This window comes from Pseudomonas lyxosi (genome assembly GCF_047758685.1).
In the GTDB taxonomy this organism is placed as follows: domain Bacteria; phylum Pseudomonadota; class Gammaproteobacteria; order Pseudomonadales; family Pseudomonadaceae; genus Aquipseudomonas; species Aquipseudomonas lyxosi.
On sequence record NZ_CP180481.1, the window covers coordinates 4,375,578 to 4,389,517 of the forward strand.

Genomic DNA, 13,940 nt, shown 5'->3' on the forward strand with positions numbered 1-13,940 from the left:
CGCTCATCTCACGATGGGCGGCGTTTTTTATTGCGTTGCAGCGTTAGGCTTGAACGACCGGGATGTTGGCGTTCGCAGCAGCTTCACGGAACTCGGCGATCTGGTCGAAGGACAGGTAGCGGTAAACATCGGCCGCCATGCTGTCGATCTTGCCAGCGTATTCCATGTACTCCTCGACGGTCGGCAAGCGACCCAGGATGGAAGCAACAGACGCCAGCTCGGCCGAAGCCAGGTAGACGTTCGCGCCGTCACCCAGACGGTTCGGGAAGTTACGGGTCGAAGTCGACACAACAGTCGAGTTCGGCTCTACACGTGCCTGGTTACCCATGCACAGCGAGCAACCCGGCATTTCCATACGAGCGCCGGCCTTGCCGTAGATGCCGTAGTAGCCTTCTTCAGTCAGCTGGTGAGCGTCCATTTTGGTCGGCGGCGACAGCCACAGACGGGTTGGAAGCTGACCTTTGACCTGTTCCAGCAACTTGCCGGCAGCGCGGAAGTGACCGATGTTGGTCATGCACGAACCGATGAACACTTCGTCGATCTTCTCGCCAGCAACGCTGGACAGCAGACGGGCGTCGTCCGGATCGTTTGGCGCGCAGAGCACAGGCTCTTTGATGTCAGCCAGGTCGATTTCGATGATTTCAGCGTATTCGGCGTCAGCATCGGCAACCATCAACTCAGGGTTGGCGATCCAGGCTTCCATCGCTTGAGCACGACGTTCCAGGGTACGCGCATCGCCGTAGCCTTCGCCGATCATCCAGCGCAGCAGGGTGACGTTGGAGCTCAGGTACTCGGTGATCGACTCTTTCGACAGCTTGATGGTGCAACCGGCAGCCGAACGTTCGGCCGAGGCGTCGGACAGCTCGAAAGCTTGCTCGATGCTCAGGTTGTCCAGGCCTTCGATTTCCAGGATGCGGCCGGAGAAGGCGTTCTTCTTGCCTTTCTTCTCGACGGTCAGCAGGCCAGCCTGAATCGCGAAGTAAGGAATGGCGTGAACCAGGTCACGCAGGGTGACGCCTGGTTGCATTTTGCCTTTGAAACGCACCAGGATCGATTCCGGCATGTCCAGCGGCATAACGCCAGTGGCTGCGGCAAACGCTACAAGACCGGAACCGGCCGGGAACGAAATGCCCATCGGGAAACGGGTGTGGGAGTCACCACCGGTACCGACGGTGTCCGGCAGCAGCATACGGTTCAGCCAGCTGTGGATGATGCCGTCGCCCGGACGCAGGGAAACGCCGCCGCGGGTCATGATGAAGTCTGGCAGGGTGTGGTGGGTGGTCACGTCGATCGGCTTAGGGTAAGCCGCGGTGTGGCAGAAGGACTGCATCACCAGATCGGTCGAGAAGCCCAGGCACGCCAGGTCTTTCAGTTCGTCACGGGTCATCGGACCGGTGGTGTCCTGAGAGCCGACGGTGGTCATTTTCGGTTCGCAGTAAGTACCTGGACGAACGCCTTTGCCTTCTGGCAGGCCACAAGCCTTGCCGACCATTTTCTGCGCCAGGGTGAAGCCCTTGCCGGTGTCGACAGGTGCTTCAGGCAGTTTGAACAGGTCGGTAGGGCCCAGGCCCAATTCGGCACGGGCCTTGTCGGTCAGGCCGCGGCCGATGATCAGCGGGATACGGCCGCCAGCACGAACTTCGTCCAACAGCACCGGGGTCTTCATTTCGAAGGTGGTCAGGACTTCGTCAGTGCCGTGTTTGCAGACTTTGCCAGCATGCGGGTACAGGTCGATCACGTCGCCCATGTGCATGTTGGTGACGTCGAATTCGATTGGCAGTGCGCCAGCATCTTCCATGGTGTTGTAGAAGATCGGAGCGATTTTGCTGCCGAAGCAGAAACCACCGGCACGCTTGTTCGGCACGTAAGGAACGTCGTCGCCGAAGAACCACAGTACCGAGTTGGTCGCCGATTTACGCGACGAACCGGTGCCGACCACGTCGCCAACGTAGGCGATCGGGAAGCCGGCGTTGCGCATTTCTTCGATCTGCTTCATCGGACCGGTGACGCCCTGGGCGTCAGGCACGATGCCTTCACGGGCCATTTTCAGCATGGCGAGGGCGTGCAGCGGGATGTCCGGGCGGGACCAGGCATCAGGAGCAGGGGACAGGTCGTCGGTGTTGGTTTCGCCGGTAACCTTGAACACGCGCAGGCTGATCTTGTCGGCCAGCACAGGGCGGTTTTTGAACCACTCGCCGTCAGCCCAGGATTGCAGCACGCCTTTGGCGTGAACGTTGCCGTTCTTGGCTTTTTCAGCGACGTCGTGGAAAGCGTCGAACATCAGCAGGGTGTGCTTGAGTTCTTCGGCAGCGACTGGCGCCAGTTCGGCGTCGTCCAGCAGATTGACCAGAGTCACGATGTTGTAGCCGCCCTGCATGGTGCCGAGCAGTTCAACAGCGCGTTTCTTGTCGATCAGAGGGGATTTTGCTTCGCCTTTGGCGAGGGCAGACAGGAAGCCGGCCTTTACATAGGCTGCTTCGTCCACACCTGGCGGAATGCGATTGGTGATCAGGTCAACGAGGAAAGCTTCTTCGCCAGCCGGGGGATTCTTCAGCAGCTCGACCAGGCCTGCAGTTTGTTCGGCGTTTAGTGGCTGGGGAACGATACCCAGTGCTGCACGCTCTTCGATATGTTTGCGGTAGGCTTCAAGCACAGTTATTACCCTCATCAGTGGTCCCATCTGGGTGTCCGGGACGCTCATCCCGAAATTGCCGTACTCATGCGCTGCGTGGCGTTGTGGGCCACTTAGCCAGAATTACCGACAATTCCTTACAGAAGCTGCTTTCAAAGTTTTACGCCTGCAGAACGGGAGCTGATGAGGGTTGGCGTTGGGCTTTTCCCCGCTGGAAAAACCCGTCGCCAACACCGCTCTGAAGGAACGACTGTGCTCGTGACGCTTTGAAAACAGCTTCTAACGGACATTGGCGCCTTAAAAGGCTGGCTGATTCTACGGCAAAAAAAAATTAAAGGTAAGTCAGGGTCTATTGGACTTTGGTGGCGAGCCGCGTTGCTGGGCCAACGTGTGCGAGGCAAGGCGCGGGATGCCGCCAATGGTTGTTCCCTTGGCAAATCCCGCAACGCAGCCTCGCGCACGTTGGCACGCAACCCGAAGGGACGGGGCCCGCTTGGTGCAGGGCTGCGTTGCTCGGAACTTATTTGGAACAACCAAACTGCGTTCCTCGCGCCTTGCCCTGCACCAAGCGGGCAACCGTCGCGGCCGCCACCAAAGTCCAATAGACCCTGAGGCCCTCAAGATTGAGGGGTGATGAATGTTAGACAAAGGGCTAACATGCCGACCTGTTCTGCTTTCCCGTGCTCTGCCAACCTATGCCCAATCAGACCATCAAGACCCCCTGCGTCGGCCTCTGCTCCACTGTTTACGGTGATTTGGTGTGCCGTGGCTGCAAGCGTTTCCACCATGAAGTGATCAACTGGAATGGTTACAACGAGGAGGAAAAACGCGCGGTGTGGCTGCGTCTTGAGCTGCTGCTGTCCCAGGTAATGGCCAGCAAGCTGGAGGTTTTCGATCCACAGCGCCTTCGATTGCAGCTGGAACAGCGCAAGATCCGCTTTGTGCCGCATCAGTCGGAATATTGCTGGGCCTATCAGTTGATCGCCCGGGGCGCGCGGGTCATCAACAACCTGGAAGCCTACGGGATGGTGCTGATGCCGGAGTTTCGCGACTGGAACCTGCCGGAACTGCGGGATGCCATTGATCGGGAGTTCTTTTTACTGTCTGAAGCGCATTACCAGCGCTACATTGCACCGGGCTTTCTCCGGGATGCCTTCGGCGGCTGACTTTTAAAGTCAAAAGATCGCAGGCTTCGCCAGCTCCTACAGGTTGAACTCAATACCAAGTAGGAGCTGGCGAAGCCTGCGATCTTTTGATCTTCTCTAATGCTGGGTCACGACCTCTTCCAGATGGTCCATGATCGTATCCGGCTTCAGCACCAGCACATCGCTCTCCACCGCATCCAACACGACCTCCGCCGTATTTCCGATCAGCGCTCCTGACAACCCCGATCGAGCCACGGTACCGATGACCGTCACCGCCGCTTGCAGCTTGTGGACCATGAACGGAATCAACACATCCGCCGGGCCTTCCTCGATATGCAGGTGCTCGTCATCGATATCGAACTCGGCCTGAAACGCCTTGCACTGTTCGCGATAGCGCGCCTCGATGGTTTCGCTGAGTTGCAACGTCGGGTCGGCTGCCGACAGCATCGGCGACGGATGGGCACTGACCACGTGCAAATGGGCCTTGGCCAGGCTGGCAATGTCGTAACCGTGATCGACAATGCAAGAGTGCAAGGTGCGGTGTTCACCATCGGTACTACCGACGTCGATCGCCGCCAGAATGACGCCGCCAGTCCAGGGTTTCGAGGTTTTGACCAGCAGCACCGGCGTCGGGCAGTAACGCAGCAGCTTCCAGTCCGCCGGGGTCAGCAGGGCTTTTTTCAGCGGACTGTCGGGGTAATGCTGCTTGACCACCAGTCCGCAGCCTTCAGCCTGCTGCACATCGACGATGGTTTCGTGCAGGCTTTCGTTCCACGCCTGCTCGGTGGTGACGCTGTAGCCGTCCTCGATCAGCGCGGCCTTGAGCACGCCCAACATGCCGCTGTGGTCATGCTTGCGGTCGCAGACCAGCAGATGCAGATGAGCCTGGGTCACGCCGGCAATCAGTTTGGCCCGTTTGAGCGCCAGGCTTTCCGAGTGCTCAGGTTCGAGGACCACCAGAATGCTGCGAATGGCTTGCATGATCGGGATCTCCATGAAGTAAAAAATACTGCGTTGGACAACTATAGTTGCTGGTTGGCCATTCGGGACTTGATGTATATCAACGGTCGCGACTGGTGGTCTGCCGGCAGGCCGGTATAATCGGCGCCCTTCGATTTTGAACCTCTTATCCGTGAGCCCCATGATCCTTCCCGAAATTCACGAGTTCCTCGGCTGCCGCACCCCCGATGGCTGGGTTCAGGCCGCGCTGGCCGATCAGGACACCCTGCTGATCGATCACAAGAACTGCGAATTCAAGGCCGCCAGTACCGCGTTGAGCCTGATTGCCAAGTATCACTCCCACGTCGATCTGATCAACCTGATGTCGCGTCTCGCCCGGGAAGAGTTGGTGCACCACGAACAGGTCATGCGCCTGATGAAAAAGCGCAAGATCGAGCTGCGTCAGCTGTCCGCCGGACGCTACGCCTCAGGCCTGCGCAAAGTGGTGCGCAGTCACGAGCCGGTCAAACTGGTGGACACCCTGGTGGTCGGCGCCTTTATCGAAGCCCGCAGCTGCGAGCGTTTTGAGGCGCTGGTGCCGCATCTGGACGAAGAACTGGGCAAGTTCTACTTCGGCCTGCTGAAGAGCGAGGCCCGACATTTCCAGGGTTACCTGAAACTGGCCTACCAGTACGGTGACGCCAAGGACATCGCCCAAGTGATCGAAAAAGTCCGCGCTGCCGAGCAGGAGCTGATCGAGTCGCCGGATGTGGAGTTTCGTTTCCACAGCGGTGTGCCAGCACGGGCTTAGCGGCTCAAACCCAAGCGCTCATGCCACTCGGCGATGGATTCTTCGGGATAGACGTCGAACTGCTGATCCCCAGGATGCGCCTCGACTTCCACCCACGGCGCCTTGGAACCGAGCATCAAGTGCGTGTGCTCCGGTGGCACCGGCAGCGGGGTGTCGATGGCAGAGGCAAACGGGTGAATCAGCTCCGGCCATTCGGGGTTGAACAGCCACAAGCCCGAGCCACACAGAGAACAGAAATGCCGCTCGGCGGTGCTGCTGTGGGCGCGTTTATCGCCTTCGTCCTTGAGTCGTGCGTGATAAATCGCAATGTACTTGCGACCGCGCACCTTCAGGCTGCCGGCATCGCCACCCAGGTTGATCGCATAACCGCCACCGCCCTGGGTCTTGCGGCAGATTGAGCAATAGCAGCGCTGGTACGGGTAGGGGTGGGCGCTGGTCAAACTGAACGACACCGCGCCGCAATGGCAGGAGCCTTCGAGCTGCATGGGAACCTCCGACAGGGCTTGAACCGATCCATGACAGCCTAGACCAACAAATAAACGGTCCCGCTGGACGCCCACCCATGGCCGGGGCAGCATGGGCGCCTTCCTATTGGAGCCTTTGCCATGCGACGACTGCCTTCTCTGGCAGCACTCAGAACCTTCGAATGCGCCGCCCGCCACGCCCATTTCGGCCGGGCGGCGGCGGAGTTGTGCGTCACCGACAGCGCGGTCAGCCATCAGATTCGCCAGCTCGAAGAACAATTGGGCGTGACGTTGTTCATCCGTGAAGGCCGGCAGATTCGCCCGACGATGGCCGCCGGACGCCTGATGCAAAGTTTGCAGCAGGCCTTCGAGCTGATCGGTGACGCCTGCGATGAGCTGCGCGACCCGTCATCGCTGGCGGTGTTGCGTCTGGCGGTGACCGCCGAGCTGGCGCAAAAGTGGTTGATGAGTCGCCTCACGGATTTTTACGCGCGCTATCCGCACATCACCTTGCACCTCTACGAACAACCGATCGACGCCACGGCGCCGGGCGAAGACATCGACCTGGCGATCACTTACGGCACCGGCCCGGTGGACAGCAGCGCATACTTTGTCCGGCCCTTGCCGGCCTTGCAGTTCTTCCCGGTGTGCAGCCCCGGACTGTTCAACCAGGGCACGTTGAAAACCCCGAAGGATCTGACGCGTCACTGCCTGTTGCACGACGATCAGGACGGCAAGACCTGGACTACCTGGCTCACCAGCCATGCTGGCGATCAGCGTCCGGAACGGCAGCTGTATTTCGCCCACGCTGGTTTGGCGCTGGAAGCGGCGGCCCAAGGGCAGGGCGTGGCCATGGGCGACAACCTGACGGCTCAAGAAGACTTGCTCAGCGGTCGGCTCGTGCGGCCCTTCACCTCCAGCATGACTGCGCTGGGCCAATATGCGCTGGTGTGCGAACGGGTGAGATTGGAGCGCCCGGCAGTGGCGCAGATGCTGGAATGGTTCAACGATCAACTGATCGATTGATGAGTTGAATTCAAGTATTCCGAAATAATCATCGTTGGCGAGGAGGGCGCCGGCGACCGTAGCCTGTGGTCATTCCAATCCCCGCTGATGAGGTTTGACCATGGCACGTTTGCTCGACTCCACACCCAAACTCGATGGTTTCCGTTTGCCCGGCGAGTTCGAAACCAAGTCCGGTTGCTGGCTCGGCTGGCCGGAGCGCACCGACGTCTGGCGCAATGGCGCCAAGCCTGCGCAGAAAGTCTGGGTGCAGATCGTCACTGCCATCTCCCGCAGCGAACCGGTCACCGTGTGCGCCTCCGCCGCGCAGTTCGCCACCGCCCGCCGCCAATTGCCGCCTCAAGTGCGGGTGGTGGAAATGACCTGCAACGACACCTGGTTCCGTGACAGTGGCCCATGCTTTGTGGTCAATGACGACAGCGATGAGGTGCGCGGCGTGGACTTCGAGTTCAACGCATACGGCGGCCTCGACGGGGGCCTCTATTACCCGTGGGACAAGGACGATCAGATCGCCAGCAAAATCCTCGAAATCGAACGGTTTGACCGCTACCGCGCGCCGCTGATTGCCGAATTGGGTGGTATCCAGAGTGACGGCCAGGGCAGCATTCTCACCACCGAACAATGCCTGCTCAACCGTAATCGCAACCAGCATTTGGGCAAGGAAGAAGTCACCCGGCGATTGACCGATTACCTCGGTGCCGAGCAAATCATCTGGCTGCCTCGGGGCTGCAAATTCGACGAAACCGACGGCCATGTCGACGATCTCGCCTGCTTCGTGCGCCCCGGTGAAGTGGTGCTGCAATGGACCGATAATCGCGATGACCCGCAATGGGAAATCTACCAGGAGGCCTACGACATTCTGCGCAGCACCCGCGACAGCCGTGGCCGCGAGCTGAAAGTGCACAAGCTGCCGCAACCGGACGTGCTGGAATGGACCGCTGAAGAAGCCGAAGGCCTGGATCAACAAGACAGCACGCACACCCGTCAGGCGGGGACCAAAATCTGTGCCTCGTATATCAACTATTACGCCGGCAATTCCTCGATCGTGGTGCCGCTGTTTGGCGATCGCAACGATCAGGCAGCAATGGCGACCCTCGCCGAACTGTTCCCTCAACACAAAATCGTCGGTATCGAAAACTCTCGGGAAATCCTCCTCGGCGGCGGCAATGTCGCGTGCATCACCATGCCGCAGTACGCCGGCAGTGCCTGCAACAAAAAGGGAGTCTGATCATGGGCTTGCACAAACTGACTCAAGCATTACTGCTGGTGCTCGCACCCCTGTGTGTGCAGGCCGCCGACACCGCTAAACCGGTGGTCAATCTGTACATCTGGGGCGAGTACCTGGCCCCGGACACCCTGACCAATTTTGAGAAGAAAACCGGCATCCACGTGGTGGCCGACCACTTCGACTCCCTGGAAACCGTCGAGACCAAACTGCTCACCGGCCGTAGCGGCTATGACCTGGTGCTGACTGCGGGTCAGCATTTGTCCCGGGCGATCCAGAGCGGTGCAATTCAAACCCTGAACCCGCAACAGCTGCCGCATTTTGCTGGCGTGGGTGACGAGTTCCGCCAGCACATGGCGGTGTTCGATCCGGGCAATCGCTACGCAGGGATCTACGCCTGGGGCACCACCGGCGTCGGCTATCAGGAACAGGCAATCAAGCAGCGTCTGCCCGACGCACCACGGGACAGTTGGGCGATGCTGTTCGACCCGGCGGTGGTGTCGAAATTTGCCGATTGCGGGGTCAGTTTACTCAACGATCCCAACGAAGTTTTCGCCGCGGTCATGAAGTACATGGGGCTGGACATCAACCGCCAGAACCTCGATGACCTGAAACGGGCCGAACAGCAACTGGCGAAAATCCGGCCTTACATCCGCTACTTCGACAATGACCTGAACATCAGCGACCTCGCCAATGGCAACACCTGCGTCGCGATGTCGTGGAACGGCAATGTGGCCATCGCCGCCGGACAGGCCGAGGCTGCGAACAAGCCGTTCAAGCTGAGTTATCGGATACCGAAGGAGGGCACGTTGATCTGGTTCGACGCGATGGTCATTCCCAAGGATGCGCCTCATCCTCAGGCGGGACTGGCGTTGATGGATTATCTGATGACGCCGGAAGTGATTGCGCCAATCACGGACACCATCCATTACGCCAATGCGATTACGGCGGCGGACGGCTTGATTGATCCGGCGATTCGCAATGACCCGGGGACATATCCGTCGGCTGAGGTGAGGGCTTCGTTGTATAGCAAGAATGACAATGGCAAGGCGTTTAACCGGGCGTTGATTCGGGCGTTCAGTCGGTTGAAGTCGGGGTTGTAATCGGCTTTGGGTGATGTGCTTGTCGGTCTGACGCCTTCGCGGGCAAGCCCGCTCCCACAGGGATAGTTGTCGCATACAAAACTTGTATTCACAGAAGATCCCTGTGGGAGCCGGGCTTGCCCGCGATGAACGATAACGCGGTCTACTTGCCGGTCATCCGCCACAAATACCAGGAAGCCACCGTCCGATAAGGACTCCACGCCAACCCGATCTCAATCATCTGCTTGCGCGTCGGCTGCACCTCCAACCCCTTCATCCGCCGATACCCTTCACGCACCCCGAAATCATCGGCCGGCAAAATATCCGGTCGCTCCAGGCTGTAAATCAGCAACATCTCAACCGTCCAGCGCCCAACACCACGCAGGGTGATCAAGCGTTCAATCAACGCTTCATCATCCATTGCCACTGCCTCCGCGTAATCCGGTACCACACCGTCCAGCGCCGCTTGGGCAATGCCCTGAATGGTCGCGATCTTGCTGGCGGAAAACCCGCAACTGCGCAGTTGATCGAACCCGGTCGCGACAATCTGTTCAGGCCTCGGGAACGCGCCCGTCCCAAACAATGCCAGCAGCCGACCGACAATCGCATCCCCGGCCTTTGCATGCAGTTGCTGGTAGGCAATCGCCCGCACCAGCGACTCATAAGGATCGCGAGCCGCATGGGGTTGATGCAGGCAAGGGCCGATGGCGGCGATGTGGCGGCGCCAGTCCTCATCGATGGACGATAGAAACTCGGTGGCGGGCAGATAGGCGTCGGGCATGGGGTCAAGCTTTCCCGGACGGCGCCAACAGGGCGTTCACTTCGCCATAGGTGAAGGCCTTCAGATCACGGCTGTCGAGTGTCCCTGTTTCCAGAAAGCTCTTGGCCAGTGCGCTCATGGCGCCATAAAGAAACTCGGCGATGCGTGAACCCGCGCTCAAACGACGTACGCCGAGCGCTTTCAGTTCTTCAGGCGATGGCAAGCCGGGGAGCCCGAGGACGTTCAACGGCAACGGAGTGCCCTGGCACAGCGCAGCGATTTCGTACTCAGCCGTGACGCCAGCCGCGAACAAACCATCGGCACCGGCCGCTTGATACAACGCGGCACGCTTGAGCGTCTCTGCCACGCGATCTTCGGCGGGCACCAGACTTTTGAGGTACACATCGGTGCGGGCATTGATGAACAGCTTCACATTTCGGCGGCTGGCAACCTGCCGAGCGATTTCGATCTTGCGCACCAGCAGCTCGGGAGGGGACGCACCGTCCTCGATATTGATCCCGACGGCCCCGGCGGCAATCACCGCATCGATGAGGTCGGCCACCCGCGTCAGGTCATCGGAATAGCCGGCCTCGATGTCCACGGTCAACGGCACCGAGATCACCCGGGCGATGGACTCGACCGTTGATATCAGGCGCTCAAGGGGCAGGGCGTTGCCATCCGGATAACCGTGAGCCCAAGCCACCGCCGCGCTGCTGGTGGCTACGGCTTTGCTGCCCAGTTGCTCCACGATTCGCGCCCCGGCGGCATCGCCGACGTTGGTGAGAATCAGCAGGCCATCCTGGTGCAACTGGTGAAATTGATTGTCGAGCGTGTCCATCGAATGTCCTTCCTTATGACTATTTGAGAAACCTGCGAGGGATCAGAATGCGAGTTGTTGCGTGATCTGCACCGCCGCTTTTTCCAGCCTGAGCAAGAACGCCTTGCGCGGTTGTCCTCCACCATAGCCGGTCAGCGAGCCGTCCGCGCCGATCACCCGGTGGCAGGGCACAACAATCGAAAGACGGTTATGCCCGTTGGCCAGGCCCACGGCGCGACTGGCGCCGGGTTTGCCCAATAGCGCCGCGATGGCGCCGTAGGTGCTGGTCTGGCCGTACGGGATCTTCGCCAGTTCGGCCCAGACCTGTCGGGCGAAATCGCTGCCAGGCAAGTGTAGTGGAACGTTGAAGTCAGTGAGTTTGCCGGCGAAGTACTGCGTCAGCTCGGCTTCAATCTGCTGCAAATGCGCGTTATGCCCTGGCGCGACCGCATAGCCGTATCGATTCTGCAATTCTTCGACTTCCTTGGTCAGCGCTGGCCGATCAAGAAACTCCAGCAGCACCAGCCCGCGTCGTTCGGCCATGGCGATCATGGGCCCCAGCGGTGTGGTCAGGCGAGTGAACAGCAGCGGCTCGCTGTTGGCGGCGCGGCCGGGCGTGATGTTGAAGGACTTTTGAAACGCATCGCGAAACCCGCTCAGGGACTCGTAGCCTGAATCGAACGCCGCGTTGTCGATGGAATCGCCCTGTTTGATCCCGCCCAACGCCATGCCGAGGCGTCGGGTGCGCAGCCAGGCGTGAAAGGTCATGCCGAAATGCTGCTTGAACCAGCGGCGCAATTTCAGCGGCTCGATGCCCTCGGCCAGCAACTGGGCATCGGTCCAGCGCTGCTCGGGGTCGGCGTCTACGGATTTGAGCAGCCGCTGCACCCAGTCCGGGGCAATGGCCGCCGCGTCCAGCGGCTTGCAGCGCAGGCAAGCGCGGTAGCCGGCCGACATGCACTCTTCGGCATGGGCGAAGAACTCGACGTTCTCCGGTTTCGGTTTGCGCGCCGTGCAGCTGGGGCGACAGAAGATGCCGGTGGTTTTGACCGCGGTAAAGAACACCCCCTCGTAGGCGGTGTCTCGTTCGAGCATGGCGCGAACCATCTCGGCGTGGGGCGGAAGCAAAGCGTTTTGTAGGTTCATGAGGTGAGCATAAGACGCGTCGCCCAGCGCCTCCACCGGAAAATCGACAGGGAATTCCAGTCATTCGTCATGAGGACTGCCTAATGGTTATGTCGGTGATGGATGTCCGGAAAATGTGGATGGCTGTGGCGCAGCGGCGTGTGTTCATGTTCGTGGCTGTGGGGCTCGGTTCCGTCCCACTGGAACGAATGTTCATGTTGATGATGCTCGTCATGTACGTGGCGATGAGCATGCTTGAGCGCCTCATGTTGATGCTCATGGGCATGACGTTCCTTGAGGTGAATCCATACCCCAAGGCCCATCAACAGCGAAGCGGCCCAAAACGTCAGCGTGACGGGTTCATCCAGCAGCAGGATGGCGATTGCCGCGCCGAGGAAAGGTGCCGTGGAAAAGTAGGCGCCGGTACGCGCAGTGCCCAGGCCTCGAAGCGCCAGAACGAACAACACCAGGCTGATGCCATACCCCAGGAAACCGACGATCAGCGTAGGCGCCAACACTGTAATGTGTGGCAGTGTTGCGCCGAGCAACAGCGCCAGAGAACAGTTCACCGCCCCGGCGACCAACCCCTTGATACCGGCAATAAACAGCGCATCCGAGGCCGATACCTTGCGCGTCAGGTTGTTATCGATCGCCCAGCACACGCAGGCCAGCGCGACCGCCAACGGTCCGATCCAGCCCTGTGACTGCGCCGGGCTCTGGGGCCAGGCCAGCAGCAGGCCACCGGCGACGATTGCCAGCATTCCGGCGACGATGCGTCGGTCAGCGTTCTCCTTGAATACCACCCAGGCCAGGACGGCGGTCAATACCGATTCGAGGTTGAGTAGCAGCGAGGCCGTGGCGCCGGCGGTCAGGGTCAAACCGAACATCAGCGCCACCGGCCCGAGCACGCCGCCAAAAGCGATGGCACCGATCAGCCATGGCCACTCCGACGATTTCAGGCCGCTGGGCTGCCAGCCTCGGTCGCGCAACAGTCTGACGAGCGTCAGGCCCAGGCCGCTGCCCAGGTACAACAATCCGGCCAAAAGGATCGGCGAAAGGTTCAGGCCCAGCAACTTGGCCAATGGTGTACTCGCGCCAAAAAGAGCGGCAGCGCCAAGGGCGTAGACAACGTTCAGGTTCATTCAAGGCTCGTCGGGTATTGAGACGGGATCAAACGCAGTCTGAACCTGCGTTGCATCCCGTCAATCCATAACTTCAGGCCCGCCGCGCCATCAGCAACACCGAAGCCGCCGCCGACAGCAATCCCGCGCAGCAACGATTGAATAGCTGCTTGCCCCGGGGTTCGGCGAACCAGCGGCGCATGTGCAGGCCCATGTAGGCGTAGGCGCCGATAGCGATCCATTCCAGCACCAGGAACAACGCGCCCAACACGGCGAATTGCGGCGATACGGCTTGGGTCGAGTCGACGAACTGGGGCAGGAACGCGGTGAAGATCAGGATCGCTTTCGGATTGCCGGCCGCCACCAGGAACTCCTGCCGCGCCAACGCCAGCATCCCCACCGGCGCGCCCGCTACCACGTTTTCCGCCCCGGGATCGGCGCGCCACAATTGCCAGGCGAGGTAAAGCAGATACGCCGCCCCCAGAATCTTGATCCCGTAGAACAACAATTCCGACGTTTGCAGCACCACCGCCAGCCCCGCCGACGCGAGGGCGATCATGCCGGCGAACGCGAGCAGCCGACCGATCCCGGCGACACAGGCGATGCGATAGCCGTAGCGGGTCGAGTTGCTGACCGACAACAAGTTGTTCGGCCCGGGCGCCATGTTCAAGGCGAAGCAGGCCGGCAGAAACAGGGTGAGGGTGGCGAGGTCCATGACGGGTCTCCAAAAGCAGGAACGGTATTTTTATCACAGGGGTGGGGTGGCTTGACCCATACAGTGGTGGACGTCGGTCGC

13 protein-coding genes are annotated in these 13,940 nt (G+C 60.3%); 5 read left to right on the forward strand and 8 right to left on the reverse strand.

All coding sequences use genetic code 11. The features are described 5' to 3' along the window. Positions 1-43: 43 nt before the first annotated feature. On the reverse strand, positions 44-2,653 hold the full coding sequence (gene acnB, locus ACMXYI_RS20240; RefSeq protein WP_415773936.1) for a bifunctional aconitate hydratase 2/2-methylisocitrate dehydratase: 2,610 nt from the start codon (positions 2,651-2,653) through the stop codon (positions 44-46). Between the two features lie 674 nt (positions 2,654-3,327). On the opposite strand from acnB, the gene ACMXYI_RS20245 reads away from it, so the two are divergent. After that, positions 3,328-3,798, forward strand: a complete 471-nt coding sequence (locus ACMXYI_RS20245; protein ID WP_033054572.1) for a DUF1289 domain-containing protein — start codon at positions 3,328-3,330, stop codon at positions 3,796-3,798. Between the two features lie 96 nt (positions 3,799-3,894). On the opposite strand, the gene ACMXYI_RS20250 is transcribed toward ACMXYI_RS20245, so the two are convergent. Then, positions 3,895-4,758, reverse strand: a complete 864-nt coding sequence (locus tag ACMXYI_RS20250) for a universal stress protein (RefSeq protein WP_415768763.1) — start codon at positions 4,756-4,758, stop codon at positions 3,895-3,897. A 160-nt stretch (positions 4,759-4,918) separates the two neighbouring features. Here ACMXYI_RS20250 and ACMXYI_RS20255 point away from each other — a divergent pair, with 160 nt between their 5' ends. Continuing rightward, positions 4,919-5,527, forward strand: a complete 609-nt coding sequence (locus ACMXYI_RS20255; RefSeq protein WP_415768764.1) for a tRNA-(ms[2]io[6]A)-hydroxylase — start codon at positions 4,919-4,921, stop codon at positions 5,525-5,527. Here ACMXYI_RS20255 and ACMXYI_RS20260 read toward each other — a convergent pair. Beyond that, positions 5,524-6,012 (reverse strand): GFA family protein, encoded by a 489-nt coding sequence (locus ACMXYI_RS20260; RefSeq protein WP_415768765.1) that lies wholly within the window; start codon positions 6,010-6,012, stop codon positions 5,524-5,526. The two genes, ACMXYI_RS20255 and ACMXYI_RS20260, sit on opposite strands and share 4 nt — an antisense overlap. 120 nt (positions 6,013-6,132) lie before the next feature. Between ACMXYI_RS20260 and ACMXYI_RS20265 the strand changes: the two genes are divergently transcribed. From ACMXYI_RS20265 to ACMXYI_RS20275, 3 genes are all read left to right on the forward strand, one after another. After that, the gene (locus tag ACMXYI_RS20265) at positions 6,133-7,017 is read left to right on the forward strand and encodes a LysR substrate-binding domain-containing protein (protein WP_415768766.1); all 885 of its coding nucleotides are present in this window, start codon (positions 6,133-6,135) and stop codon (positions 7,015-7,017) included. 100 nt (positions 7,018-7,117) lie between these two features. After that, positions 7,118-8,242, forward strand: a complete 1,125-nt coding sequence (gene aguA / locus ACMXYI_RS20270) for an agmatine deiminase (RefSeq protein ID WP_415768767.1) — start codon at positions 7,118-7,120, stop codon at positions 8,240-8,242. Between the two features lie 2 nt (positions 8,243-8,244). After that, positions 8,245-9,342: an extracellular solute-binding protein gene (locus tag ACMXYI_RS20275; RefSeq protein ID WP_415768768.1), complete on the forward strand. Its 1,098-nt coding sequence runs from the start codon at positions 8,245-8,247 to the stop codon at positions 9,340-9,342. Positions 9,343-9,484: 142 nt separating this feature from the next. Here ACMXYI_RS20275 and ACMXYI_RS20280 read toward each other — a convergent pair whose 3' ends face one another. From ACMXYI_RS20280 to ACMXYI_RS20300, 5 genes are all read right to left on the reverse strand, one after another. After that, positions 9,485-10,102: a DNA-3-methyladenine glycosylase family protein gene (locus ACMXYI_RS20280; protein WP_415768769.1), complete on the reverse strand. Its 618-nt coding sequence runs from the start codon at positions 10,100-10,102 to the stop codon at positions 9,485-9,487. Positions 10,103-10,106: 4 nt separating this feature from the next. Further along, complete coding sequence (locus ACMXYI_RS20285; protein WP_415768770.1) at positions 10,107-10,919, reverse strand: isocitrate lyase/PEP mutase family protein; 813 nt, start codon at positions 10,917-10,919, stop codon at positions 10,107-10,109. A gap of 42 nt (positions 10,920-10,961) precedes the next feature. Beyond that, on the reverse strand, positions 10,962-12,044 hold the full coding sequence (locus ACMXYI_RS20290) for a bifunctional transcriptional activator/DNA repair enzyme AdaA (protein ID WP_415768771.1): 1,083 nt from the start codon (positions 12,042-12,044) through the stop codon (positions 10,962-10,964). An 80-nt stretch (positions 12,045-12,124) separates the two neighbouring features. Then, entirely contained in the window at positions 12,125-13,165 is a 1,041-nt protein-coding gene (locus ACMXYI_RS20295) for a DMT family transporter (RefSeq protein ID WP_415768772.1), read from the reverse strand. Between the two features lie 73 nt (positions 13,166-13,238). Beyond that, positions 13,239-13,859 (reverse strand): LysE family translocator, encoded by a 621-nt coding sequence (locus tag ACMXYI_RS20300; RefSeq protein WP_415768773.1) that lies wholly within the window; start codon positions 13,857-13,859, stop codon positions 13,239-13,241. Between the last annotated feature and the right edge of the window lie 81 nt (positions 13,860-13,940).

Excerpts from the sequence above, each read along its gene's own strand:
- ACMXYI_RS20245 (WP_033054572.1), top strand. The coding sequence starts at position 3,328 with ATGCCCAATCAGACCATCAAGACCCCCTGCGTCGGCCTCTGCTCCACT.
- ACMXYI_RS20250 (WP_415768763.1), bottom strand. The coding sequence starts at position 4,758 with ATGCAAGCCATTCGCAGCATTCTGGTGGTCCTCGAACCTGAGCACTCG.
- ACMXYI_RS20255 (WP_415768764.1), top strand. The coding sequence starts at position 4,919 with ATGATCCTTCCCGAAATTCACGAGTTCCTCGGCTGCCGCACCCCCGAT.
- ACMXYI_RS20260 (WP_415768765.1), bottom strand. The coding sequence starts at position 6,012 with ATGCAGCTCGAAGGCTCCTGCCATTGCGGCGCGGTGTCGTTCAGTTTG.
- ACMXYI_RS20265 (WP_415768766.1), top strand. The coding sequence starts at position 6,133 with ATGCGACGACTGCCTTCTCTGGCAGCACTCAGAACCTTCGAATGCGCC.
- aguA (WP_415768767.1), top strand. The coding sequence starts at position 7,118 with ATGGCACGTTTGCTCGACTCCACACCCAAACTCGATGGTTTCCGTTTG.
- ACMXYI_RS20275 (WP_415768768.1), top strand. The coding sequence starts at position 8,245 with ATGGGCTTGCACAAACTGACTCAAGCATTACTGCTGGTGCTCGCACCC.
- ACMXYI_RS20280 (WP_415768769.1), bottom strand. The coding sequence starts at position 10,102 with ATGCCCGACGCCTATCTGCCCGCCACCGAGTTTCTATCGTCCATCGAT.
- ACMXYI_RS20285 (WP_415768770.1), bottom strand. The coding sequence starts at position 10,919 with ATGGACACGCTCGACAATCAATTTCACCAGTTGCACCAGGATGGCCTG.
- ACMXYI_RS20290 (WP_415768771.1), bottom strand. The coding sequence starts at position 12,044 with ATGAACCTACAAAACGCTTTGCTTCCGCCCCACGCCGAGATGGTTCGC.
- ACMXYI_RS20295 (WP_415768772.1), bottom strand. The coding sequence starts at position 13,165 with ATGAACCTGAACGTTGTCTACGCCCTTGGCGCTGCCGCTCTTTTTGGC.
- ACMXYI_RS20300 (WP_415768773.1), bottom strand. The coding sequence starts at position 13,859 with ATGGACCTCGCCACCCTCACCCTGTTTCTGCCGGCCTGCTTCGCCTTG.